Here is a 24,646-nt window from a genome sequence, read left to right as displayed (position 1 = left end):
GGTCATCCCTCGAGTAGACGGACGGAGTAGCCGTCTGCACGCGATTCTCTATGAGTACACGGGAACACATCGTCCGCGGATTCAAGGCGACGCTCGTCTCTCGCGCGGTCTACATGCTCTCGAGTGCGCTGTTGATGATCGTTCTGGCGCGGGTCCTGAATCCGGACGGCTACGGTGCGCTTTATTGGGCGATCGGGATTCTGATGGTCGTCCAGCTGTTTGCTGACCTGGGCCTGGGCAAGTCGACTGCGCGGTACATCTCCGAGTACAGTGAGAGAGACGAGGGCCAGCTCCCTCACCTGCTTCGGTCGGCGATCGTCTACAAACTGGTCGTACTCACCGTCGTCGCGTACGCGCTGTTGCTCTTTCACGAGCGAATCGCGGTCGCGCTAGGCGACCCTGACGCCGCGCCGTTTCTCGCGGCGGGGGTTCTGTTCATCGTCGCAAACTCCTTTAGCGGCTTTTCGATGATGGCGTTCCAGGGGTTCAACCGACTGGGGTATAGTGCCGCCGTCCAGGCGGTCAGCGGCGCGACGCGGCTCGTCTTCGCTCTCGGCTTCGTCGGACTGGGGTTCGGTGCGCTCGGAGCTCTATTCGGCTACATCGTCGGTTACGCTATCGCGGGGGCGTTTGGCCTCGTGCTCCTCTATTACAAGTGTTACTGCACGTACGACCCTGCCGACGCGTACGAAGACGGACTTTCCCGGCGACTCGTCGAGTACAGCATCCCGCTGACGGCGACCCGGAGCGCGAACGTCATCGACAAGCGTCTCGACGTCGTTCTCGTCGGCTTCTTCCTCACGCCCGCCGCAGTTGGATTCTATCAGCTCGGCAAGCAAATCACCGACTTCCTGCTCGCGCCGGCCGAATCGCTCGGCTTTACGATCTCGCCCAACTTCGGCGAGCAGAAAGCCAGCGGACGACTCGAGCAGGCCCGCCGGCTCTACGAGAAGTCGCTGACTCATACGATGCTGGTCTACATTCCTGCGGCCGTAGGGCTCGTCCTCGTCGCCGACCCGTTCGTCACGATGGTGTTTCCCCAGTACCAGGGAGCGATTCCGGTCTTACAGGTACTCGCGGGGTTCGTCGTCTTGCAGGCGGTCACGAATCTCACCAGCGACAGCCTGGACTATCTCGGTCGTGCTCGCCACCGTGCGATCGCCAAGGGTGTGACGTCAGTCGCCAACTTCGGATTGAATCTCGCGCTCATCCCGACGATCGGCATCGTCGGTGCTGCAATCGCGACTGTCGCCACGCACACGGTGTACGTCGCGGTTAACCTCTATATCCTCCACAGGGAACTCTCGCTTCGGGTCGGTCGACTCGCCCGGTCTATCGGGACAGTGTGTGGGATCTCGCTGGTGATGGCAGTCGCCGTCTCGCTCGTAACGCCGCTGGTCTCGAGTCTCGTGATGCTGTTCGGTGCGATCGTGCTCGGGACGGTGATCTGGGCGGGGTTGGCGATTGCGAGCGGCTTGCTCGATTTACGAGAGGTTCGGTCGGTACTCGGCTCTGCCGGTGGAAAGGGGTGATACTGCGCGAATACGTATCCACGGCTTCGGCGTGGTGAGCGCCACGCGAACAGGGAGACGAAGGCGATACTGCCCGCCGTCGGGACGGGCGGCCGCGACACCGGGTGGCTTCGCGGAGTGTGTGTCGATCGCCGTTTCATACGGTGTGCTGTCAGTCAGTTTCGGCGCGACCGTGAGTCCTCTTGCGGTCGCACCGGTAAACCGTTACAGCATTTCGTCTCAGACGGCAACGGTGTTTTGACGCTCCGTGAACCGCCTCGGCTCGGCCTGCTCCGCCTGTAGACGTGACCGCAAGCCGGTGTTGCTGCCGAACGACCGAACGGGCAGGTTGATGTCCTCACAGTGACTATTTGGGGAGACGCCGTCGGCGCGCAGATGCGAACGGCGAACGCGCTCGAGGAGGCCTGTGTGTAGTTCCTTTCCTGGACCCGTCGTTTTATTTATTCCTTCGTCGAAAGAGGAGATGTGACGACGATTCTCGCCTCCAAACTCGCCGGCACGCCCGTGTTGGGATCGGACGGTACCGAGATCGGCACTGTCAAGAACACGAAGATGAACATCGAGAGCGGCGAACTGACCTCTCTGCTCGTTACTCCGGCCACACAGCGCACCTACGGGTTCGAGACCGAATCCGACGGTTCGTTACTCGTTCCTGTCGGTCGACTCCGTGATATCGACGATTACCTCGTGATCGATCACTCGTAGGCACGGCGTAACTATGATCGGCGGCCGAGCGTACGCCGAAACAAACAGTGATTCGTGCCGCCGCTTTTTCCCGTGACAGCTGTGGCTGCCTTTCAACAGCGAGAGCGTCCCGCCGTTCACGGCGCGGAGGATGTCATACTCGCCTACCTGAGATGGATTGCTGTGACAAGGTCCCGGTGTGCGCGCTTCGGGTCACGGGTGCGCCGGCACTGACCGACGGGAACCCGTCTGAAAGCAATGAACGGCCAGCGCGCGGGGACTGGTGTGTCTGCCACGGTGAAACTGGCACCTGTGGACGATTTGGGGGCTGTCTGTCCGTCCAGCACACACCCACAACTGACAAAAGTTTATAGATCCAAAATCTAGATTCGGACATGGCTAACACTTCCTTATCGAGTTAGAAAATCTTAATAGGGAAAAGTAGCAATTGTCCGATGATGATAGGCTCTGATCAAGACTGGTGGCCGAACCAACTGGATCTCGAGATTCTCGACCAGAACGCCGAACAGGTCGACCCGCGGGGCGAAGACTTCGACTACGCCGAGGAGTTCGAAAAGCTCGACCTCGAGGAGGTAAAAGAAGACATCGAGGACGTACTGACGACGTCCCAGGAGTGGTGGCCAGCGGACTACGGCCACTACGGCCCGCTGATGATCCGGATGGCGTGGCACAGTGCCGGCACGTACCGAACCAACGACGGTCGGGGTGGTGCTGACGGCGGTCGACAGCGTCTCCCGCCGCTGAACAGTTGGCCCGACAACGCGAACCTCGACAAGGCACGTCGCGTGCTCTGGCCCGTCAAGCAAAAGTACGGTCGGAGCCTCTCGTGGGCCGACCTGATGATCTTGGCCGGCAACGTCTCCCTGGAGTCGATGGGCTTCGAGACGTTCGGCTTCGGTGGCGGCCGCGAGGACGACTTCAAGCCGGACAAATCCGCCTACTGGGGCCCCGAGAACGAGATGGAGGAGTCCGATCGCTTCAGCGACGACGGCGAACTCGAGGACCCACTCGGCGCGACCGTGATGGGGCTCATCTACGTCAACCCAGAGGGTCCGGACGGCGAACCTGATCCGGAAGCGGCGGCGGAACGAATCCGAGAGTCGTTCGGCCGCATGGCGATGAACGACGAGGAGACGGCCGCGCTGATCGCCGGCGGACACACGTTCGGGAAAGTCCACGGTGCCGACGACCCCGACGAGCACGTCGGCGCCGAGCCCGAAGCGGCCCCCATCGAGCAGCAGGGACTGGGCTGGGAGAGCGAGTACGGTTCCGGAAAAGGAGCCGACACGATTACCAGCGGCATCGAAGGGCCGTGGACGTCCGCGCCAACTCAGTGGGACACCGGCTTCATCGACAACCTGCTGAACTACAAGTGGTGGCCCGAGAAGGGCCCCGGCGGTGCCTGGCAGTGGACCACCCAGGACGGCGAACTCGACGAGTCCGCACCCGGCGTCGAAGACCCATCGGAGAAAGAGGACGTGATGATGCTGACGACGGACGTCGCGCTGAAGCGTGACCCCGACTATCGGGAAATCCTCGAACGCTTCCAGGAGAACCCCATGGCGTTCGGGATGGCCTTCGCGAAGGCCTGGTACAAGCTGACCCACCGCGACATGGGCCCGCCGGAGCGACTCCTCGGTCCGGAAGTACCGGACGAGGAGATGATCTGGCAGGACCCGCTCCCGGACGCGGACTACGACCTGATCGGGGACGAGGAAGTCGCCGAGCTCAAAGCGAAAATTCTCGACTCGGAGCTCTCGACCTCCCAGCTTGTCAAGACCGCCTGGGCCGCTGCCTCGACCTACCGCGACAGCGACAAGCGCGGCGGCGCGAACGGTGCTCGCATCCGCCTCGAGCCCCAGCGTAGCTGGGAGGTCAACGAGCCCGATCAGCTCGAGACGGTGCTTCAGACCTACGAAGGGATGCAAGAAGAGTTCAACAGCTCGCGTTCCGACGACGTGCGCGTCTCGCTTGCGGACCTGATCGTGCTGGGTGGCAACGCCGCCGTCGAGCAGGCCGCAGCCGAGGCCGGCTACGACGTCGACGTGCCGTTCGAGCCGGGTCGTACCGACGCCACGCAAGAACAGACCGACGTCGACTCCTTCGAGGCGCTCAAGCCCGACGCCGACGGGTTCCGGAACTACCTCCCGGACGCCCACGAGCGTCCGGCCGAAGAACTGCTGATCAACAAGGCCGACCTGCTCGACCTGACGGCCGACGAGATGACGGTGCTGGTCGGTGGCCTGCGAACGCTGGGTGCGACCTACCAGGACACGGACCTGGGCGTCTTCACCGACGAGCCGGAAGCCCTGACCAACGACTTCTTCGAGACTGTCCTCGATATGGGCTACGAGTGGGAGCAAGTCGACGGCGAAGAAGTCTACGAACTGCGCGACCGCGAGACCGGCGAGGTCGAGTACACGGGCAGCCGCGTCGACCTCATCTTCGGCTCGCACTCCCGGCTGCGAGCCATCTCGGAGGTCTACGCCGCCGAAGACGGCGAAGAGCAACTCGTCGAAGAGTTCGTCGACGCCTGGACCAAGGTAATGCAAGCCGACCGGTTCGACCTCGAGTAACCGTCCGACCGGTTGCCATACCTCGACCGCGCTGTCGGTGACCGTTCCGTAAAGAGCCGGCTCGAGCGCTCGGTGTCGTTCGGTAGGCCGGCGGCTTTCCGTCTTCTCCACGGTATCTCTTTCGGATTGCACAACGATAGACCGGTACAACCGCTTCGGGGCGCGGTTGCACCGAAATGACTGACGAGACATCGTCTCACCGGTCGCCCAATTCACTTGTCTCTACTACTGGCCTCCAGGTTTACCTGTATCGTCGCTACTACTCGAGTGGGCTTCAGTTGTGAACCCGGTTTACGGAGCGAGAGAGTTGACCGTTCAGTTGTAACGGTGGCTAGCGATCCCACTCCCGTTAATTGCTGTCTGTGGGGATTTACACCTGCTGCTGGGCTCCGTTCATCCGGTGACACGGAGGGTCACGACGATGCAGTAACCTGGGACCGTCTCCACGTCGAGTAGTGGGTGAAACGATTGCGGTCGGCTGATTGCATCCAGTCTCTCGGTTGGGGACGGTACTGGTCGAATTGCTCGCGGATTGTGGGCAAGACGTGACGAACGAGGACCGGTGGGCGAGCGAACGAACGACCGAAACTGCGTACATTACGAGAGCATGACAGAAGACAAGCAGAACGCGGCAGGCGATTCGAGGCGAGCGTTCATCAAGAACGGGATACTCGCGGCCACCACACTCGCGGTCGGGGCTGGATCGACGAGCACCAGTGCCACCGCTGCTCCGGATGATGATGCCTTCCTCCACGGAAGAGATTACTATCCAGACGTTGATTTCGAAGTGCTGACTCAGTTCGGGACGGGGACGCGAAACGATTTTCTGGAGGAGTACGATCCCGACGGAGACGTGTTCACCGACGTAGACGACTGGGAGGTGTTTGTCGTTCGAATCGAAATCGGCGAGAGCGAAGGTGAACTGGGCCACCTGATGATCGACGTCGACAACGACGAACCGGATGTCGATCCCGGCGACTCGGGTACGATGGGTGAAATCGGCTCGTTTCGCGACCGCGAACGGAACTTGATCGAGACGGAGGTCGACTTCTAATGACAGTTGACGACCACGACCGACCGGACGAATCGTCAGACGGTAAAAAACTGGAAGCGGCTGCAGCTACTGCGCTTGCGTCGGGTGCCGGTGTTTCGATCACTGCAGGCAGCGCTAGCGCCCAAGACACCCAAGACGTCGTCCTCAAGGCACGAGATTACTACCCGAACGAGGAGTTCGTCGTCTTGACGAGCTTCGAGGAGCGAAACCGAAGCGAGTTTCTCGAAGAGTACGACGACGGCGAGGACGCCTTCGACGATCACGACGACTGGGAGGTCTACTCGATACTCGTCGAGGTCGGCGAGCCGGCTGGTGAGCTGGCAGTCGTGATGATCGACAACGACATCGATCCGGACCCGGGTGATCGAGGAACGATGGGTGAATCACCGTCGTTCTGGGACACCGACTGGGATCTGCTCGAGGTCGAAATGACAGTCGACGACGAAGAGAACGACGAGGTCGACGACGAAGAGAACGACGAGGTCGACGACGAAGAGAACGACAGTAACAACAACAACAATACCGACGACAACGACGACGGACTCTTCGGCTGATAGCTCGGCTTTCGGTTGCCACCTGTCCGTGGTACATCCCGATGGGCTGTGGCCGGTTGCCGGTTTCGAGTAATGCCGTCGTTTACAGGCAGGGAGAAAGCTCAGGGCTTGACCTCGAGGCGATTCACGATTGGCTCGACCGGGTGAGAGAATCGGAATCGATCCGCTGCTCGTGGCCGTGCTGGTGTCGGAACGTCGTCCCGGCTGACTGGACCGGGCGGAGGCCAACGACCGCCGGACCGCCGTATGTCGCTGCCAGCACGACTGTCGCTTGGCCGTCGTTGCGCCAGCAGACAGGTACACTGTTTCGTATCAGTCGTTCGAACAGTCTTCGTACCGAACGGACGTGTGGGACTTATGTCCCTCGTCAATGGAGTAACGGCCGGTCGTGCCAACCGAACGAAGCCAGGACGACATCGATTCCCCGGACGCTCGATGCGGAGGTCCCACCACGAGTGACGGTCGCGGCGGCGAATCCATCGTGATCGGCACCGAACTGGGTCGTTGCGGCCGACAAATTAGCCGACCGACCCACGGACGAACGGCACAGTCCACGGGCGCTATCCAGACGGCCCGACTCCTCATACGGATTGCTGTGACTAGTTACCGCCGATCGCCGACCCGTTCTGGCGATCGGCGGTGATTGATTACAGTAACTCGTATCAGTGACCCCTGGCCGAACGCGACGACAACCGTTTCGCGACACCCGTTCGATACGACGCACCAATGAAACGAACTCGAGGGGACGAGTCGGACTCTTCGAGCGCGGGCGAACGTCTCCTCGGCGTGATAACCGGGTGGAGCAAGACGGTGATCGCCACGATGCTCGTGCTCTCGCTGATACTTGGGAACGGAATTCTCCTCCTCGAGGAAGAGGCGTCTCTCGAGCAGTTCGAGGCCGACCTCGAGGAGGCCGACGAATACGACGCCGCCCAGGAGCGGTTCGGTGTCGAGGCAAACGAGACGACGACCCAGGTCGTGCTACGCGGTGACGATGTCCTCTCGAACGAGTCGTTGCTCGAGACGCTTGCCTTCCAACGCGAGTTGCGGGAGAACGAGACAGTACGTGAGAGTCTCGTCGAAGACGATCCGTTCCAGGGACTGTCGGAAATCGTCGCGACTGCGTCCGTCCAGGGCGACGAAGCCGACCTCGTCGAAGACAGGTTCGAGGATCTGGAAAACGAGTCCGAAGCGCTCGAAGCAGACGTCGACACCGCCGTCGAACTGATCGACGAGGCCCGCGACTTGCGGGAGGCCAACGAGGAGAACGAACTCGCGTACGAACTCGAGGCGATCGACGAGGAAGTGTACGAATTCGAGCGCGCGCGTCTCGAGGACGAAGCGGCGGCTGTCGAAGACAGAGCGCAGGACGCCTTCGCCGACGAGGAGTACGAGGCGTTCGAGAAGTTGCTCGTAAACGCCAGCGAGGCCCAGGGCGAACTGTTCCGTCTCGGGGTCAGACACGAGTTCGACGGCCTCGACGACGAGGAATTCGAACGGCGCACGGCCGAACTCGGTGTGCAACTCGAGGGGATCTACGACGCTGTCGAGGAGGAGGTTTTCGCCGACGCGGCTGCCGAAATCGAGGCCGAACGCGTGGCACTCGAGGAGCGCTCGGGGCGGGCGGTCGAGTTGCTAAACGAGACTCGCGCCGTCCAGGAGGCCTACGCCGAAAACGAGCTGGCGTTCGAGACCGGCCAGATCGACGAGGGGACCTACGAGGCCGAGCGCGAGCGTCTCGAAAGCGAGTTCGCGGCCGTTCACGCGGAGGCCCGCGAGACGCTGACCGACGAGGAGTACGCGGTCTTCGCGAGCCTGCTTTTGGACACGCGAGAGGTACAGGGCGAACTGTTTCAGGTCGGTGTCCAGTTCGAACGGGGACAGATCGGCCAGGCAGAGTTCCAACAGCGCACGGCCGAACTCGGCGCGCAACTCGAGGGGATCTACGACGCTGTCGAGGAAGAGGTTTTCGCCGACGCGGCTGCCGAAATCGAGGCCGAACGCGTGGCACTCGAGGAGCGCTCGGAGCGGGCAGTCGAACTGCTAAACGAGACGCGCGACATCCAGGCGGTCTACGTCGAGAACGAACTTGCCTTCGAACTCGAGGCGATCGACGAGGAGACCTACGAAGGCGAGCGCGCCGGTCTCGAAACCGAGTTCGAGGCAGTCGACGAAGAGGCCCGCGAGACGTTGACCGACGAGGAGTACGCGGCCTTCGCGGAACTGCTCGCGGAGACCCGCACGGTTCAGGGTGAACTGATCGAAGTTGGGTTCAGTGCACAGTTCGACCCGATTTCGGTGGACGAGTTCGAAGAACGAACCGGCGAACTCTCCGCGGAACTCGAGGAGATATACGGAGCTGTCGAGGACGACGTTTTCGCCGCTAGAATTGCGACGGTAGAGCGGTGGGGAGACGACTTGGAGGAGCAGGCGCAAGAGGAGATTCCGGATCTCGAGTTGACGTTCGACGAACAGTTCGAGGAGATAGAGGGGATGAACCAGTCGGAGGTCGAGAACGTGACGGAGGAGACCCTTGGCGACGACGCCCAGCGGGAGTTGTTCCTGTTCGTTCCACGTGACTTCGAGACTGGCTCGGCGACGGCCGACGCTAGGATGTTGTTCGTGACTCAGCAGACTGAGGAGGCCGAGGCGCTTGCCTTTGACGCGGACGACGAGATCGTCGACCAGCAGATCGCGCTGGCGGAAATCGCAGACGACCGGTTCGGCGACGATGCGCTCGTGTTCGGGGGTGGGATTTTAGCCGACGAGATCGACCGGTCGATGATAGACAGTTTCACGCTCGTTTTACCACTTGCAGCACTGTTCGTTGTCGTCGTGTTGACGATCGTCTACCGCGACCTGCTCGACATCGTGTTGGGGCTGTTCGGGATCGGTCTGGTGCTCGTCTGGACGTTCGGGTTCATGGGCTGGACGGGGATCGAGTTCAACCAGATCATGATCGCGGTACCGGTGTTGCTCATCGGATTGAGTATCGACTATTCGATCCACGTGTTCATGCGACACCGGGAGCAGCGCAGACGAGCGGCGAGTGAAGACGAAGCCGCGCCCAGGAAGGCGATGACAGTCGTCCTGGTCGGACTCGGTATCGCGTTTCTCTGGGTCACGACGACGGCGGCGATCGGTTTTCTCTCGAACGTGGTCAGTCCGATCGAGCCGATCCAGGAGTTCGGGATCGCAAGCGCGTTCGGCATCGTCTCTGCGTTCGCTATCTTCGGCGCGCTCGTGCCGGCGGTCAAAGTCGAACTCGACGAAGTGTTCGAGTGGCTCGGCATGGACCGACGGAAGCCAGCGTTCGGAACCGGTGGCGGCCGGATCTCCAAGGTGTTGTCGCTGGGGCAGAAAGCGTCCGATCAGAGTCCATGGCTCGTCGTCGCTCTCGTGGTGGTACTTACGGCAAGCGGCACGATCGGCGCTATCCAGATCGATACGACCTTCGACGACGAAGATTTCATCGCCGACGATCCTCCGGAGTGGGCACAGGAATTGCCCGAACCCCTCGCAGTCGGCGAGTACGAGACCGACGCGAGCCTCTCGTACGTCGACGAACGATTCCTCAGGTTAGACGAGCGGTTGCACGTCGTCGTCGACGGGAACGTGACCCAAAACGATACGTTAGAGCGGATCGACGAAGCGGAAACGCTGGCTGATGAACTCGAGACGACGATCATCCTCCCGAACGACGAGCCACACGTCACCAGTCCGCTGTCGGAAATGCAAGCGGCCGCCGCACAGAACGAGACGTTCAACGAGACGTTCACCGACGCGGATACGACCGGCGACGACATCCCCGATGAGGATCTCGAGGACGTCTACGACGAGTTCGTCGAAGCCGACGAGGACCGTGCTGTCGACGTGCTCAACTGGACCGAGCAAGACGAGGACTCGTCTACTGGCCGCGAGTACGAGGCGCTTCAGTTGCTCGTCTCGGTCGACGCCGACGCGGATGCCGAACACGTGACGGCGGACGGCCGGGCGATCGCAGCCGAAATAGAGGGAGATGGACTCGAGGCGGCGGCGACTGGGCAGCCGATCGTCTTCGATGCCGTCGAAGACGACGTTTTCCAGGCAGTGTTCGAGAGTCTCCTCGTGAGTATAGCGGGGGTGTTCCTCGTGCTCATGATCGCCTATCGGGTGCGATACGGGAGCGCGACCCTCGGAGCGATCACCCTCGCACCGATCGTCCTCTCTGTGACCTGGATACTCGGGACGATGCATCTGCTGTCGATTCCGTTCAACGTCGTGACCGGAACGATCACGAGCTTGACGATCGGACTCGGCGTCGCCTACAACATCCACATGACCGAACGGTTTATGATCGAACGGGGACGCGAAGAGTCACTGCAGGATGCCCTCCATCGGAGCGTCACGGGAACCGGCGGGGCGCTGTTTGGCAGCGCCGGGACGACCGCCCTGGGATTCGGAATGCTCGTGTTCGCTATCCTGACGGTGCTCGAGCAGTTCGCCATAATCATCGCGTTGACGATCGCGTACGCGTTTCTGGGGAGCGTCTTCGTCCTTCCGAGTTTCCTTGTTCTGTGGCATCGACACGTCGAACGGACAGACGCTTTCGGTGGGAGTGAGCCGACGGAACGGCCGTGACGGCTTCGACCTGCTGCCCGTAGCGGATCGTCTACTACTCCGGTTTTTGTCGGTGTGGACCGTCACTGGTAGATGTGGAGTCCGTATCAGACGGATTGCCGGAACGATGTTCCGGTGAACCGCCTTCGGTCGCGGTTGTACTGCAAACGGCTGACAGTGACCTGTCTCAGCCAACGACTTCCAGAATAGAAAATGAACCCGGCCCGCCACGACACAGTGGAACGGTCACGGCGGGGAGCTGTCGGACGGGGTCGTCGGTCCGTTCGCTTCCGAAACGGAGAAGATGTGGTTACCCGAAGATACCGTCGTCGTTGTCGTTGTTGTTGTTGTTGTTGTCGTTCTCCTCGTCGTCGACCTCGTCGTTCATCTCGTCGTCTTCGTCGTCAACCTCGTCGTTCATCTCGTCATCTTCGTCGTCAACCTCGTCGTTCATCTCGTCATCTTCGTCGTCAACCTCGTCGTTCATCTCGTCGTCTTCGTCGTCGACCTCGTCGTCTTCGTCGTCGACTTCTTCGGCCGTGGCGTCGACCTCGAGCAGGTTCATAGCTGGGGATCGGAAGGACGCGGTCTCGGCGAACGACCCTCCGTCTCCCTCGCTGAGGTTCAGCGTCTCTTCTTCCATGACGTATCCAAGTGGGCTGCCGTCGCCATCCGTTTCGATACGGACCGCGTGCACGTTCCAGTCAGCCGGATCGTCGAACACGTCCCCGTCCTCGTCGAGGTTCTCGAGGAAGCTGTCACGAGTCGGCGTGTCGAACTCGGTTAGCACCTCGAAGGTCGCTTCCGGGTAGTAGTCGTGTGCGTGCACCACGACTTCGCCTTCGTCGTTTTCCTGGGCAGCGGTGCTTCCTGCGGTAGCGCCGGCACCGACTGCGAGGGCGGTCGCAGCCAGCGTGCCTTTCTTCATAAATGAGCGCCGTGAGTCTCCGTTTTGATAGTCCTCGCTCATATCTCTCATGCCCTTGTGGGCAGCGACGCTTGGCCCATAACACGCATAAATAGCGGCGTCTGTTTCGCTTGTCCACGGCACCATTTCGAGAATTAATACCGGGAAACGACCGATACAGCGGTATCCCCTCTCGGCGTCGCCCGTTTTTCCACGCCCGCCACAAGAGATAATTGCAGTTATGAATGGGCGGCCGTCGACGGCAAACACGTCGTTTATACACGTCAGTACCCCAGTAAACCGCCAGTGTAGCCTCGAAAGTCGCTGCCTCCGTTTTCGACCGTCGTTTCGACTTTTCTGAACGTTTTCCTGACCAATGGAGTCATTTCCACGAACGACGGACAGTGTCGGACGACTACATTTCTCAAAATATTACGTTACCGGGGGTTCAGTCTCCGGTTCCCCGGATATACTGCGTGTCACGTTCGTTACCGTGCGCCGGTTGTGCATCCAGACTGTCTCAGCAGTCGTCGCTCTTCGAGTCCGATTCGTACTCTGCCCAGACGTATCGGGTCGCGACGCTACGGTACGGTCGCCACTGTTTTGCGATTTCGCGCATCTCCGCTCGAGTCAGTTCTTCGCCATCCGCGTACAGTTCCTCGATACCCCGACGGATCGCGAGGTCTCCGAGCGGAAGCACGTCCGGGCGCTCGAGGACGAACAGGAGGTACATTCGGGCCGTCCACTCCCCGATGCCCGTGATTTCGGTGAGTCGATCGACCACCTCCTCGTTGGAAGAGTCGGCCAGCCCCGCTCGAGAGTAGTCGTGCTCCTGAAACGCTCGAGCGGCGTTTTGCACGTACTCGACCTTGCGCCGGGAGAGGCCCGCGTCGCGGAGCGCGGCGTCGTCGGCGGACAGCACTCGCTCGGGGGTTACGTCACCGTCGAGAACGTCGAACACGCGTTCGCGGACGGCCGTCGCGCTGGCAGTCGACAGTTGCTGGTTGATAATCGAAATACAAAGGCGCTCGTACTCGCCCCAGTCCGGTTCGACGTACGGATCGTGGCGATCGACGAGCTCCGCCATCACGGGGTCCTTTCGCAGGACCGAGTGGGCCGCTTCGAACATTCGCCGTCTCGGTTCTACAGGACCGGGCAGACATATACGTCCCGGTCGCGGACCACCGAGTTACTCGAGGTGGTGGTAGTCCAGTTCGTACCCTTCCTCGAGCGCCTCCTGGACGGAACGACTGGGTTCGCCGACACCACGCCGTCGGATTGCGAGTTCGCCGTCCTCGGCCGAGACGACGAGGTTGGTTCGCCACTCTTTGTCGGTCTCGGGATAGTCGGTCCGGTGGTGTGCGCCGCGGGATTCGGTCCGCTCGAGGGCCATCTGCAGCATCGTCTCGGCGACGGTGAGGCTAAACGAGAGGTCGACGGCATACTCGAAAGACTTCGAGGTTCGGTCGCCAGCGACACCCAAGTCGGCCGTTCGCTCTCGAAGCGCAGCGAGTCTCTCGAGGCCGTCGCGAAGTTCGTCCTCGTCGCGGAGGATACCGGCGTGATCCCACATCAGTTCTCGGAGCGCTGCAAGCAGTGTCCTTGGAGCTACGTCCCCGTCGGCGTCTGCAAGCGACTCGAGGGCCTGGAACTCCCGTTCGGTGACGGCTCGCTGGTCGTCAGTCAACTCCGGATCGGTGTCGCCGGCCTCGAGGGCGTCGGCGACGTGTTCGCCGACCAGTTTCCCGATTGCGACGGTCTCGGCCAGCGAGTTGCCGCCAAGTCGATTCGCACCGTGGACACCCGCCACCGTCTCGCCCACGGCGTACAGTCCGTCGACGCCGGTTTCGCCCGTCCTGAAGTCGACGTCGACGCCACCCATCGTGTAGTGGGCCGTCGGAGCGACTTCGATCGGTTCCTCGGTGATGTCGACGCCCAGCGACTCGAAGCGCTCGACCATCCGCGGGAGGCGCTCGCGGACGTAGTCGCCGTCGCGGTGAGAGATATCGAGGTAGACGCCGCCGTACTCGGTTCCCCGTCCGTCTTCGATCTCGCGGCCGATCGCACGGGCGACCACGTCTCGGGCGTCAAGTTCCATCTGGTCGGGCGAGTACCGTTCCATGAACCGCTCGCCCTCTGCGTTGTAGAGGCGACCGCCTTCACCACGGACAGCCTCGGTGACGAGTCGGCCGTCCCACTCTTCCCCGTAGCGTTCGCCGACCATTCCCGTCGGATGGAACTGGACGAACTCGAGATCAAGCAGGCTCGCACCTGCTTCGAGCGCCAGCGCCTGTGCGTCGCCGTTGTTCTCGTCGTCTCTCGAGGAGTGCCGTTCGTAGACCGCGGAGAAGCCGCCGGCCGCGAGGACGACGTGGTTCGACCGAAACACCAGCCCTCGGCCCGATTCCACGTCGAACCCGACGGCACCCGAGACCCGCTCGCCGTCCGAGAGCAGTCGCGTGATCATCACGTTCTCCCGGTAGGGGACCTCGAGTTCTTGGGCTCGGTCGATCAACGTCTCGAGCATGGCCTCACCCGTCCGGTCGCCGACGAAACACGTGCGCCGGTAGGACTGGGCACCGAAGTATCGCTGGTTGATCTTCCCGTCCGCTGTGCGGTCGAGATCCATCCCCCACTCGTCGAGTTCGCGGATGCGGGCGGGCATCTCACGGGCAGTGAGTTCGACGGCCTCGGGATCGTTCAGGTGGTGGCCCTCGTTCAGCGTGTCCGCGGCGTGGATCGTCCAGTCGTCTGCCTCGTCGAGCGAACCGAGTGCGGCGTTGACGCCGCCGGCAGCCCACGTCGTGTGGGCGTCGCCGTGATCCCGCTTGCCGATCACCAGCGGGTCGACGCCCGATTCGGCGAGTTCGATAGCGACGCGGGCACCGGCCGCACCCGCGCCGATCACGAGCACCGGTGGAGTGACGACGCCGTACTCGAGGTCGTCGACTGGACCGCTCGCGTCGTCGAACCTCTCGGCGACCCCGGCGGCTCGAGTGTCGCTCGGCCGTCCCAGTTCACGCGACCGGTCCGTCCCAGACGATGGTGGTGACATCAGTTTGAGAAAGGAGCGAACACCTATACGTGTCTCCCCAAACCACGTCGATCGGCCGAGAAAGTGTGTTTGAGTGGCTCTCGAATAGGTTTAGGTCTGTCGTTCCGTCCGGGAATTTAGGGCGATCGCCGCCGTAGAGTCGGCCGTGCAACCGATCGTCCACCCGGTGGTAGGGTATCTCTGTTACGCGGTCTATGCCCGATGGGCCGACGGCGAGCCACCAGCATCGACCCCGGCAGCAGTAGCGATCGTCGCTGCCGCTTTCCCCGACCTGCTAGATCAACCGCTGTACCACGCGGGAGTGATGCCGGTCGGCCGAACGGTCGGTCACTCGTTGCTCTTTGCGATTCCCCTCGTCGCTATCGTGTGGCTCGTCGCTCGACGCCACGGACGGGAACGCCTCGGCGTCGCCGTCGCGATCGGATACGGGTCCCACGTCGCGACCGATGTCCCCTGGCACGTTCTGGCCGGCGACTACCACGAACTCGGCTTTCTCCTGTGGCCGGTCACGTACATGCCCGAGTACAGCGGCGTCAAACCGCTGGGGACGGTGCCCGGACTGGGGCTCGAGGCGACGACGCTGTGGCTCGAGGCAGTGATCTTCGTCGCCGGACTCGCGCTGTGGTGGCACGACGGGCGGCCAGGACTCGAACGAGTGCGACCGTGACAGGAACGATGATCGCGTTCGCCATCGTGGACTCCGCTTACAGAGGACTCGAGAGTCCGGCCCGGCCGATCCCGATTCGGCTGGTGATCGTGCTACTCGTCGTCGTGACGAGACTCGTGAGAGGAACGTTCGGGATGGAGGGCTACCCGAATCGAGAACTGCTCGACCTCGTGGTCGGGACGGGATTGGTGCCCGGCACGGTGGCAGTCGAGTGATCGGCGTTCAAGGCGAGCCGGGAGACCGAGCCGAGCGGATTTACAACCTAGTCGTCGCCGCTCGAGTTACCGCTCGATCTCGGCTATCGCTTCGGGTGTCTCCGGCTCGACGTTCGCGAGTCGCATCGCGTTGCCCGTCACGCCCAGACTCATCCCCATGTCGCCGACGACGACGGCGTGGATCACCGTGACGATGCCAAACGGTGCGCCGACAGCGAGCACTGCCTTCACCGCGAGGCTCGACCAGATGTTCTGCCGGATGACGCCGTTTGCCTTCCCCGAGAGTTCGTAGAGGTACGGCAGCCGGGTGAGATCGTCGCCCATCAACGCCACGTCGGCCGTCTCGAGTGCGGTGTCGGTCCCCGCAGCGCCCATCGCGATTCCGACGGTCGCGGTCGCCAGCGCGGGTGCGTCGTTGATCCCATCGCCGACCATGGCGACGTGGGCGTCGTCCTGGGAACCGTCCTCGTCGTCCTCGGTGTTCTCGAGTCGTCGAATCCACTCGAGTTTCTCCTCCGGCAGGAGTTCGGCGTGGTACTCGTCGATTCCGACCTCGTTCGCGATCGCTCGCGCGGTGCCCTCGTTGTCGCCAGTGAGCATCACGACGCGAACCCCCTGGTCTTGCAGTTGGGAGACGGCCCACTCGGCTTCGGGCCGAACGCGGTCGGCGACGGCGATCACGCCGAGTGGTCCGTCCTCGGAGCCGACGATCACGACCGTCTTCCCCTCAGCCTCGAGTTTCGGCACGACGTCGGCAACCACGTCCAGACAGCCCGGACGATTACATTTCGAGGCAGTCTCGTATCCCAGCGACTCGAGTGCAACGCCGCCGTCGGTCGTCACGTGGACGTGCTCGAGGTCCGCGAGGCCGTCGAACAAGTCGGGCTTGCCGACGTAGTGGGTTTCGCCGTCGATTTCCGCACGAACGCCTTTGCCAGTCAACGCCTCGAAGTCGCCGACCTCGCAGTCGGCGTCGACTCCCTGTTCGTCCGCGTAGCCGACGATCGACTGACCGATCGGGTGCTCGCTGCGTCGTTCGGCTGCACTCGCACGCCGGAGGACCTCGGCTTCGTCTGCCCCCTCGAGCGGAATCACGTCGGTCACCGAAAGGTCGCCCTCGGTCAACGTCCCCGTCTTGTCGACCGCGAGCACGTCGCTATCGCCGACCGCCTCGAGGTGGCGTCCGCCCTTGATGAGGACGCCGTTGCGGGCGGCGCTCGTGATCCCCGAGACGACGCTGACTGGCGTCGAGATGACCAGCGCGCAGGGACAGGAGATCACGAGCAGCGTCAGGCCGACGACGAACCAGTAGCTCCAGGACGCGCCGAAGGCAAGCGGCGGCACGACCGCAGCCGCGGCCGCGAGCACAACCACGATCGGCGTGTAGACGCTCGCGAACCGGTCGATAAACTGCTCGCGTTCGGTCTTTTCGCGTTCGGCGTCCTCGACCATCCGGATGATCCGGGCGAGCGTCGAGTCGTCTCCCGCACTCTCGACTTCGACCTCGAGATAGCCCGATTCGGCGATCGTGCCGGCGTACACCTCGTCGCCCTCGGTTTTGTCTTCGGGGACGCTCTCGCCCGTGATCGGGGACTGGTCGACCGCACTCTCGCCGTCGCGGACGATCCCGTCCGCGGGAATCTTCTCGCCCGGTCGGACGACGACCACGTCGCCGACGACGAGTTCGTCCGCGGGGATCGTCTCCTCACCCCCGTCGCGTTTGACCGTCGCGGTGTCCGGCGAGAGATCCATCAGTTCCCGCAGCGAATCCCGGGCACGGTCCATCGAGAACCGCTCGAGTAACTCCGCGACCGAGAACAACACCGCAAGCAACGCCCCCTCGAACGGATGGTGAGCCGCGACGGAGGCGACGATGCCGACGGTCATCAAGAAGTCGATGTCCAGGCTCCGGTTTCGCGCCGAGTAGTAGCCATTGCGCAGAATCGGCGTTCCGGCAACGACGACAGCCACGATAAAGAGGACATGCGAAAGCGCGTACTCCCGTCCCGCGATCGTTCCCAGCAGCGGGTCGATTCCGGGAACGACGAACTCGAGCGCGATTCCGGCGGTCACGAGGACGGCACCGACGGCAGTCCCGACGGCCCGGCGACTCCGCCAGACCGCCTGCTTCTCGGAGAGCGGGTCACCGTCGTCCGACAGCAGCGTCGCGTCGTAGCCTGCACTTTCGACGGCGTCGACGAGCGTCTCCGAGTCGGTGTCCGCCGCAACCGACACCGTCACGCGACCCGACGTCGGCCGCGTCTCGATTCCGCCAACGCCCTCGAGGGCGGCGAGTGCGTTCTCGACCTTGCCAGCACAGGAGGGACAATCCATCTCGGGGACCGACAGCGTGAGCTCGCCGCCTGCAGCTTCGATCGCGTAACCTGCGGCTCGAACGCGCTCTCGGATCTCGTCGGGAGTGGCGACCGTCGGATCGTAGTCGACGACCAGGCGGCCGCTCGTCACTCGTGGTTCGATCTCGTCGATGCCCTCGAGCGCCTCGACGCTTTTGCGTATCTTCCCGGCACAGGAAGGACAGTCCATCTCGGGCACCAGAAGCTCGAGTCGACGACTCGAGTCCGGCGTCTCGGAAGACAACTCACTCATCACTCTCGAGTAACGACTGCGGGAGCATACCGCTTGTTTGGCGTGCGCCAAACGTGGCGTCGGCCTACGCTAGTACTCCGCCAAGCGTCGACTGCTGAGTGAACCCAGACGACCGCATTCGGTTTCACTCATCCGTTCAGGCTTGCCAAAGCACTAGTGGCGGGCCAAGCCTGCACTGATGGGTCGAATCTGGCGGTGTGGCTCGATTCGACCGGTCAGTCGACGGTTGGGACGGTACTAGAGCCGTGCCAGTTGCTCGAGTGAATCGTCTGTCGCAGCGAAGGCTGTCGCGAGTTCGGCCTCGGCACGCCGAAGTCGGTAGGAAAGCGTCGACCGTGGAATGTCGAGTTCTTCGGCCAGTTCCGAGAGATCGATCTGCCGTGGCGTCTCGTAGTAGCCGTGGTCGACCGCCGCGTGCAGTGCTTCGCGTTGTTCGTCGGGGAGTGTCCCCTCGACGTTCGGAGCAGTCCGATCGGGATCGAGCTCCGTCAACCGAAGCATCTCCATTCCGGTACAGTCGCCGACTTCGTCGCCCAGCGCGTCGAAGAAGTCGTGGATCGGTGCTCCGTTGCCGAGCACGATCCGCCACCGATAGCGGCGTCCCTCGCGATAGGTTTCGAACAGCAGTCCCTCGCCGAGTTCCTCGAGTGCAACGTGGGGAACCGACGTACAGACATCGGTCCGATCCCAGTAGGTGTAGACCACGAGCGCCCCGTTCGACCGATCGATCACTTGGACGTCGCAGTCGGCACCGCAGTCGTCTTTGACGAGACAATCCGCGAAGAAGTCGGCGTGCTCGTAGGCGTACTCGAGTTTCTCGAGGGCCTCGTCTGCCCCCTCTGCGTGATCGACGCGCCAGAGGCTATCTTTTGTGACGTGACACGACAGCGATCGGATCGACGCGTCGGGATAGGCGGCGAGCACGTCCGCGACCGGGTTCGTTCCGGGTTCGTACTCGAGGGCGAAGACGAATTCTCTCATCGATTTCCCGTACGGTTCGGCGAGGCAAAACGCTCCCGGCGTCGCAGCGGAGAATCGTGGCTGCGACGCAGACGGCGACGTTGCGGCGACTATTTTCACTGCCGTTGACCCACAAACTATCTATATTTACCTGCTAATGGCTGCCGAATGAATCGCCGAACGTTCCTTGCGACCCTGCCAGCCACCCTCGCTGGCTGTAACGCAGTCCAGCGAGCGCCGGATCGCCGTCCCGACGCTCCGGAAGTGAAGACGGTCGCCAATGGGGACCACGACGCGGAGGCGGAGGTCGTCACGTTCACCGTCGAGCAGGCCACCGGCTTTCGTCCGACCGTCGTCGACGCGGTGTCCGTGAGAGATCCCGACGAGCAGCGACACGTGTAGGTCGACGGCGGGGACGTCGAGGGAGACTCGTTCGCCGTCGACGTCCAAGAGGCCGGCCAGTACCGTCTCACCGCCGACCTCGTGGACGCCGCGACGATCGTGCTCACACGACTCGAGGTGGAGCCGTGAGCGGGTCGACGACTGACCCGGAAGCCGCGTTCACGCGGCTGGAGGGAAAGGAGAGGTGCTTTTGATCGAATCTGAGCGGAGCGTAATGAGTGACAGAAGTTTTGGGCGTGGGCTAAGACGAACGGGGTAATGGGAGGAGACCGGCGAGGCGAGCTCGTTCGTCATCTGAGCGAGGAGGAGTTGGATCGTCTGCTGGACGAAGCAGACGATCCAAAGGTCGTCAAGCGGCTCACCTTTGTCAAACGTCTCTACAAGGGTGCAACGTACGAAGAAGCAGCCGACGACGTTGGGAAATCTGCGTCGACTGGAAGTCGCTGGGCACGTCGATGGAACGATGGCGGGCTGGGTCAGTTGACACCGAACTTCGGGGGCGGAAGGCCCCCGAAGCTCGGTGACGAGGAACAAGAGCGTCTTCTAGAACTTCTTCGAGAGGGACAACCCTGGAAAGCACAAGAAGTTCATCAACTCTTGGACGAAGAGTTCGATGTTGAGTACCACCCGGATTATCTCGGCCGATTCCTCCGGAATCTCGGACTCTCCTACGCTAAACCACGTCCCAAACGACCCTCCCGGCCAGAAAACGCCGATGAAATCCTCGAAGAACGCGTCGCAGACGCGTTCGACGAGGAACCAGAGACAGCACATAACAAGCGTCCTGATGCTGAGGACGAAGGCTGGGTCCTCGACGACGATATTTGTACAGATGGGGGAACTGTCGTCGGTTTTTCTGACGCTTCTCACCCGCAACCATACGACAATTCGCATCGACTGTGGTACGTCGATGATCCGACACTGGAACGACCGCTGGTGAAGCTTGACGAACCAGCGGTCGGGTGCTATACGCTTACCGGCGAAAGTGTCCTGACGTTCCCTGAAGATCAATCGAAAGAGAACATCTGTGCCCTATTGGAGGAGGTCCGCGAGCAGAATCCGGGAACGCGGATTCTGCTCGTCTTGGACGACTTCTCGTCTCATACGGATTACTGTAACGATTTACCGGCGCAACCGCCGCCCGGGTCGCGGTTGTGCCGGAAATGACTTACAGTAAACCGTCTCACATCTGTGAGCACACGCGCAAGCGCGCACATCAACTCGGTATCGATCTCGTCTTTCTTCCGGTCGGTTCACCGCATCTCAATCCAATCGAGCAGGTCTGGAAAGTGCTCAAACGGAATGCTTCACCAATCGTCGTGGCGAGCGAGAGCGCGTTCCGCACTCTCGCTCGCCGTCTCTTCAACACCCTCACCGATCGACTTGGATTCGCCAAGTCTTGGATCGACCAGTTCCCAGTCCATATTTGCAAAAGTTATCTTAATCATTAAGCCGCGCTCGCAGAGCAAAACTTCGTCTCTAGAAGCCCTTGCCGAGCATCTCGCGGGCGATGACGTTCTTCTGGATTTCGCTGGTGCCCTCGTAGATCTGGGTGATCTTGGCGTCGCGGTAGAAGCGTTCGACGGGGAAGTCGTCGACGTAGCCGGCCCCACCGTGGATCTGGACGGCTTCGTCGGCGACGTCGACGGCGACGCGGGAGGCGTACTCTTTGGCCATCGAGGCGAGTTTGGTGACGTCGCCGCCCTGGTCGACGTTCCAGGCGGCCTTGTAGGTCAGGTTGCGAGCGGCTTCGGTGTCGGTCTCCATCTCGGCGAGTTTGTGCTGGATCGCCTGGAACTCGGAGATCGACTTGCCGAACTGTTCGCGGTCCTGTGCGTACTCGAGGGACGCACGGATCGCACCTTTCGCGATACCGACGCCCTGTGCGGCGACGGCGACGCGCGTTTCGTCGAAGAACTGCATCTGCTGCATGAACGCGGCGTCTTTGGTTCCGACGAGGTTCTCTTCGGGGACGCGGACGTCGTCGAAGATTACTTCGGCCGTGTCGGACGAGCGGATGCCTAGTTTGCCGGTGATCTTTTCGGTCTTGACGCCGTCGCGGTCGGTTTCGACGATGAGCTGGCTGAAGCCGTTGTATCGGCCTTCGGCGTCGGGGTTGGTCTCACAGAGGACGACAAGGAAGTCCGCGACGGTCCCGTTGGTGATCCACATCTTGTTGCCGTTGATGACCCACTCGTCGCCGTCTTTCTCGGCCCGCGTCGAGACCGAAGAGACGTCCGAGCCGGTGTCGGGTTCGGAGATCGCAGCACCCGAGATCTTCTCGCCCAGTGCGACGGGCTCGAGGAACCGTTCTTTCTGGTCTTCGGTGCCGAAGTTCATGATCGCCTCACAGCCGAAGGAGGTGGAGACGATCGACAGCGCGATACCGGGATCGTAGGAGAACAGTTCCTCGGTGATGATCGCAGTGTCGAGGATCGAGTAGCCGGCTCCGCTGTACTCCATCGGGATGTAGGGACCGGTCAGTCCCATCTCGGCGGCTTTGTCGACGACCTCGTGTGGGTACTTTTCCTCGGTGTCGTACTCGCCGGCGACGGGGACGATCTCGTTTTCCGCGAACCGCTGGATTTCCTCGCGAATCTGTTCTTGCTCTTCGGTGAGTCCGAATTCCATAGACAATCGTTACCGAGCGATCGATAAAGACCTTTGTAACCAGATATAAACCAAATTGTAGTTTGCTTTACGAAATAGGGAAACGTTCAAACAGGTCCCCATCGCATGTTTGTCCATGGAGTTCGAAGACATCAACACCGTCGCAGTTCTCGGTGCAGGTAACATGGGTCACGGTATCGCGGAAGTCGCTGCCATGGCTGGCTACGACGTGAACATGCGCGACATCAAAGAGGAGTTCGTCCAGGACGGCTACGACCAGATCGAGTGGTCGCTGGGCAAACTCGCCGAAAACGACCAGCTTAGCGAGGACGAGGCCGACGCCGCCCTCGAACGGGTGACACCACTGGTCGACATGGAGGAGGCGGTTTCGGACGCCGACGTCATCATCGAGGCCGTCCCAGAGAAGATGGAGATCAAGAAAGACGTCTACGGCGACGTCGAAGAACACGCCCCTGACCGTGCAATCTTTGCGACGAACACTTCGAGCCTCTCGATTACGGAACTGGCGGAGGTCACGGACCGCCCCGAACAGTTCTGTGGCATGCACTTTTTCAATCCGCCGGTCCGGATGCCGTTGGTCGAAGTCATCTCCGGTGGCGAAAGCGCCGAGGAGACTCTCGACACCGTCGAGGCCCTCGCCGACGACTTCGGCAAATCACCGGTTCGCGTCCACAAGGATGCGCCAGGCTTCATCGTTAACCGTATTCTCGTTCCCCTGATGAACGAGGCTTCCTGGCTCGTCACCCAAGACGAGGCGACCATCGCCGAGGTCGACTCGACCACCAAGTACGGAATGGGGCTCCCGATGGGCAGCTTCGAACTCGGTGACCAGGTCGGTAACGACGTCAGCTACCACGTCCTCGAGTACATGCACGAGGTACTCGGCGACGCCTACGAGCCTGCGCCCCTGCTCGAGGAGAAAGTCGAGAACGAGGAACTCGGCAAGAAGACCGGCAAGGGCTTTTACGACTACGAGGACGGCGAGGGCGTCGACATCCCGACCGACGAACAGGCCGAACTCGTCGAGAAGCGGCTGCTGGCTTCGATGGCAAACGAGGTCGCGAAACTGATCGGCAACGACGTCGCGCCGCCCGAATCGATCGACGAGGCCGTCCAGCTCGGCGCTGGTTTCCCCGACGGCCCTGTCAAGCTGGTCGACGAATACGGCCTCGAGGAACTCCACGCCACTCTCGAGGAGGCCTACGAGGAGACGGGCCACAAACGCTACGAGCCCGCCGACTTCCTCACGGACCGTGCCGACGAAGGTGGCTTCTACGAGACCGGCGAGGACGACGACGGCGTCGATTTCGAGGTCATCCGCATCGAATACCCTGGCGACATGGTCGGCCACGTCGTCCTCGACCGGCCACACCGGATGAACACGATCAGCGACGACGTGCTCGCGGAGCTCTCGACTGCAGTCGACCTGCTCGAGGACGACGACGAGGTCCGTGCGATTCTCGTCACCGGTGAGGGCGACAAAGCCTTCTCCGCCGGTGCTGACGTCCAGAGCATGGCTGGCAGTGGTGCCGACCCGATCGAGGGCCAGGAGCTTTCGCGTGCGGGCCAGCAGGCCTTCGGCGAACTCGAGTCCTGTGAGATGCCCGTCGTCGCCGGCATCGACGGCTACTGTCTCGGCGGTGGCATGGAACTGGCGACCTGTGCGGACATGCGCGTCGCCAGCGAGCGGTCGGAGTTTGGCCAGCCCGAACTCGACCTCGGTCTCATTCCGGGCTGGGGCGGCACCCAGCGACTCAAGCACATCGTCGGCGAGGGCCGCGCAAAGGAGATCATCCTCACCGCCGAGCGCTACGACGCCGAGACGATGGAAGCGTACGGCTTCGTCAACGAAGTCGTCGACAACGACGACCTCGAGGACCGCGCGCTCGAGGTGGCGACCGACCTCGCCGGCGGGCCGCCAATCGCCCAGAAGTTCACCAAGCGCGCCTTCCTCGCGGGCCGCGACGACACCGACGCTGGCCTCGAGTACGAGGCCTCGGCGTTCGGCCACCTGATGGCGACCGACGATCTCATGGAGGGCATCACGGCTTTCATGGGGGATGGCGACCCCGAATTCGAGGGGAAGTGAAGCAAACGTCGAAAGACGAGCGCAGCGAGTCGGTCGGAGGGGAGTCCGAATTCGAAGGCAAGTAAGCGACTCGTTTTTCTCTTTCTTCCGTCG

General features: G+C 62.1%; 16 protein-coding genes and 1 pseudogene. 11 read left to right on the top strand and 6 right to left on the bottom strand.

Features of this window, described 5'->3' with window-relative positions:
- The first annotated feature begins 50 nt into the window (after positions 1-50).
- The 6 genes from NATGR_RS02340 (at position 51) to NATGR_RS02315 (ending at position 11,041) form a co-directional block, all read left to right on the top strand.
- The gene (locus tag NATGR_RS02340) at positions 51-1,532 is read left to right on the top strand and encodes a flippase (RefSeq protein WP_005576377.1); all 1,482 of its coding nucleotides are present in this window, start codon (positions 51-53) and stop codon (positions 1,530-1,532) included.
- Positions 1,533-1,997: 465 nt separating this feature from the next.
- The gene (locus NATGR_RS02335) at positions 1,998-2,237 is read left to right on the top strand and encodes a PRC-barrel domain-containing protein (protein ID WP_005576379.1); all 240 of its coding nucleotides are present in this window, start codon (positions 1,998-2,000) and stop codon (positions 2,235-2,237) included.
- A 437-nt stretch (positions 2,238-2,674) separates the two neighbouring features.
- Positions 2,675-4,813: a catalase/peroxidase HPI gene (katG, locus tag NATGR_RS02330; protein WP_005576381.1), complete on the top strand. Its 2,139-nt coding sequence runs from the start codon at positions 2,675-2,677 to the stop codon at positions 4,811-4,813.
- A 607-nt stretch (positions 4,814-5,420) separates the two neighbouring features.
- On the top strand, positions 5,421-5,867 hold the full coding sequence (locus tag NATGR_RS02325; RefSeq protein ID WP_015233246.1) for a hypothetical protein: 447 nt from the start codon (positions 5,421-5,423) through the stop codon (positions 5,865-5,867).
- Positions 5,867-6,421: a hypothetical protein gene (locus tag NATGR_RS02320; protein ID WP_005576383.1), complete on the top strand. Its 555-nt coding sequence runs from the start codon at positions 5,867-5,869 to the stop codon at positions 6,419-6,421. Before NATGR_RS02325 ends, NATGR_RS02320 begins: the two co-directional genes overlap by 1 nt.
- 726 nt (positions 6,422-7,147) lie before the next feature.
- The gene (locus NATGR_RS02315; RefSeq protein ID WP_005576384.1) at positions 7,148-11,041 is read left to right on the top strand and encodes an MMPL family transporter; all 3,894 of its coding nucleotides are present in this window, start codon (positions 7,148-7,150) and stop codon (positions 11,039-11,041) included.
- A 289-nt stretch (positions 11,042-11,330) separates the two neighbouring features.
- On the opposite strand, the gene NATGR_RS20060 is transcribed toward NATGR_RS02315, so the two are convergent.
- The 3 genes from NATGR_RS20060 to NATGR_RS02300 all read right to left on the bottom strand — a co-directional run bounded on the left by NATGR_RS20060 (position 11,331) and on the right by NATGR_RS02300 (position 14,982).
- Positions 11,331-11,948, bottom strand: coding sequence for a hypothetical protein (locus NATGR_RS20060; RefSeq protein ID WP_005576386.1), 618 nt, complete (start codon positions 11,946-11,948; stop codon positions 11,331-11,333).
- 499 nt (positions 11,949-12,447) lie between these two features.
- Complete coding sequence (locus NATGR_RS02305) at positions 12,448-13,056, bottom strand: DNA-3-methyladenine glycosylase family protein (protein WP_005576388.1); 609 nt, start codon at positions 13,054-13,056, stop codon at positions 12,448-12,450.
- Positions 13,057-13,116: 60 nt separating this feature from the next.
- Complete coding sequence (locus NATGR_RS02300) at positions 13,117-14,982, bottom strand: L-aspartate oxidase (RefSeq protein WP_005576389.1); 1,866 nt, start codon at positions 14,980-14,982, stop codon at positions 13,117-13,119.
- 145 nt (positions 14,983-15,127) lie between these two features.
- On the opposite strand from NATGR_RS02300, the gene NATGR_RS02295 reads away from it, so the two are divergent.
- Positions 15,128-15,649: a metal-dependent hydrolase gene (locus tag NATGR_RS02295; protein ID WP_015233244.1), complete on the top strand. Its 522-nt coding sequence runs from the start codon at positions 15,128-15,130 to the stop codon at positions 15,647-15,649.
- Entirely contained in the window at positions 15,646-15,864 is a 219-nt protein-coding gene (locus NATGR_RS02290) for a hypothetical protein (RefSeq protein ID WP_005576392.1), read from the top strand. Before NATGR_RS02295 ends, NATGR_RS02290 begins: the two co-directional genes overlap by 4 nt.
- A gap of 66 nt (positions 15,865-15,930) precedes the next feature.
- Here the strand turns inward: NATGR_RS02290 and NATGR_RS02285 are convergent, their stop codons facing one another.
- Together NATGR_RS02285 and NATGR_RS02280 are read right to left on the bottom strand one after the other, a co-directional pair.
- Positions 15,931-18,471, bottom strand: coding sequence for a heavy metal translocating P-type ATPase (locus NATGR_RS02285; RefSeq protein WP_005576394.1), 2,541 nt, complete (start codon positions 18,469-18,471; stop codon positions 15,931-15,933).
- A gap of 237 nt (positions 18,472-18,708) precedes the next feature.
- Positions 18,709-19,452, bottom strand: a complete 744-nt coding sequence (locus NATGR_RS02280; RefSeq protein ID WP_005580034.1) for a helix-turn-helix domain-containing protein — start codon at positions 19,450-19,452, stop codon at positions 18,709-18,711.
- Positions 19,453-19,599: 147 nt separating this feature from the next.
- On the opposite strand from NATGR_RS02280, the gene NATGR_RS19185 reads away from it, so the two are divergent.
- Both NATGR_RS19185 and NATGR_RS02270 read left to right on the top strand, forming a co-directional pair.
- A complete protein-coding gene (locus tag NATGR_RS19185) occupies positions 19,600-19,833 on the top strand; it encodes a hypothetical protein (protein ID WP_015233242.1) in 234 nt (77 codons plus the stop codon).
- A 258-nt stretch (positions 19,834-20,091) separates the two neighbouring features.
- Positions 20,092-21,277: pseudogene (locus NATGR_RS02270) on the top strand (IS630 family transposase).
- A gap of 35 nt (positions 21,278-21,312) precedes the next feature.
- Here NATGR_RS02270 and NATGR_RS02265 read toward each other — a convergent pair.
- Complete coding sequence (locus NATGR_RS02265; RefSeq protein ID WP_005576405.1) at positions 21,313-22,464, bottom strand: acyl-CoA dehydrogenase family protein; 1,152 nt, start codon at positions 22,462-22,464, stop codon at positions 21,313-21,315.
- A gap of 115 nt (positions 22,465-22,579) precedes the next feature.
- On the opposite strand from NATGR_RS02265, the gene NATGR_RS02260 reads away from it, so the two are divergent.
- Entirely contained in the window at positions 22,580-24,553 is a 1,974-nt protein-coding gene (locus NATGR_RS02260; protein ID WP_005576407.1) for a 3-hydroxyacyl-CoA dehydrogenase/enoyl-CoA hydratase family protein, read from the top strand.
- Positions 24,554-24,646: the final 93 nt, after the last annotated feature.

This window comes from Natronobacterium gregoryi SP2 (assembly GCF_000230715.2).
Lineage (GTDB): Archaea > Halobacteriota > Halobacteria > Halobacteriales > Natrialbaceae > Natronobacterium > Natronobacterium gregoryi.
This window is presented reverse-complemented; position numbering and strand designations above follow the sequence as displayed.

What these genes read in the sequence shown, in the direction of transcription:
- NATGR_RS02340 (WP_005576377.1), top strand. Translation starts at nt 51, where the DNA reads ATGAGTACACGGGAACACATCGTCCGCGGATTCAAGGCGACGCTCGTC.
- katG (WP_005576381.1), top strand. Translation starts at nt 2,675, where the DNA reads ATGATAGGCTCTGATCAAGACTGGTGGCCGAACCAACTGGATCTCGAG.
- NATGR_RS02325 (WP_015233246.1), top strand. Translation starts at nt 5,421, where the DNA reads ATGACAGAAGACAAGCAGAACGCGGCAGGCGATTCGAGGCGAGCGTTC.
- NATGR_RS02320 (WP_005576383.1), top strand. Translation starts at nt 5,867, where the DNA reads ATGACAGTTGACGACCACGACCGACCGGACGAATCGTCAGACGGTAAA.
- NATGR_RS02315 (WP_005576384.1), top strand. Translation starts at nt 7,148, where the DNA reads ATGAAACGAACTCGAGGGGACGAGTCGGACTCTTCGAGCGCGGGCGAA.
- NATGR_RS20060 (WP_005576386.1), bottom strand. Translation starts at nt 11,948, where the DNA reads ATGAAGAAAGGCACGCTGGCTGCGACCGCCCTCGCAGTCGGTGCCGGC.
- NATGR_RS02305 (WP_005576388.1), bottom strand. Translation starts at nt 13,056, where the DNA reads ATGTTCGAAGCGGCCCACTCGGTCCTGCGAAAGGACCCCGTGATGGCG.
- NATGR_RS02300 (WP_005576389.1), bottom strand. Translation starts at nt 14,982, where the DNA reads ATGTCACCACCATCGTCTGGGACGGACCGGTCGCGTGAACTGGGACGG.
- NATGR_RS02285 (WP_005576394.1), bottom strand. Translation starts at nt 18,471, where the DNA reads ATGAGTGAGTTGTCTTCCGAGACGCCGGACTCGAGTCGTCGACTCGAG.
- NATGR_RS02280 (WP_005580034.1), bottom strand. Translation starts at nt 19,452, where the DNA reads ATGAGAGAATTCGTCTTCGCCCTCGAGTACGAACCCGGAACGAACCCG.
- NATGR_RS19185 (WP_015233242.1), top strand. Translation starts at nt 19,600, where the DNA reads ATGAATCGCCGAACGTTCCTTGCGACCCTGCCAGCCACCCTCGCTGGC.
- NATGR_RS02265 (WP_005576405.1), bottom strand. Translation starts at nt 22,464, where the DNA reads ATGGAATTCGGACTCACCGAAGAGCAAGAACAGATTCGCGAGGAAATC.
- NATGR_RS02260 (WP_005576407.1), top strand. Translation starts at nt 22,580, where the DNA reads ATGGAGTTCGAAGACATCAACACCGTCGCAGTTCTCGGTGCAGGTAAC.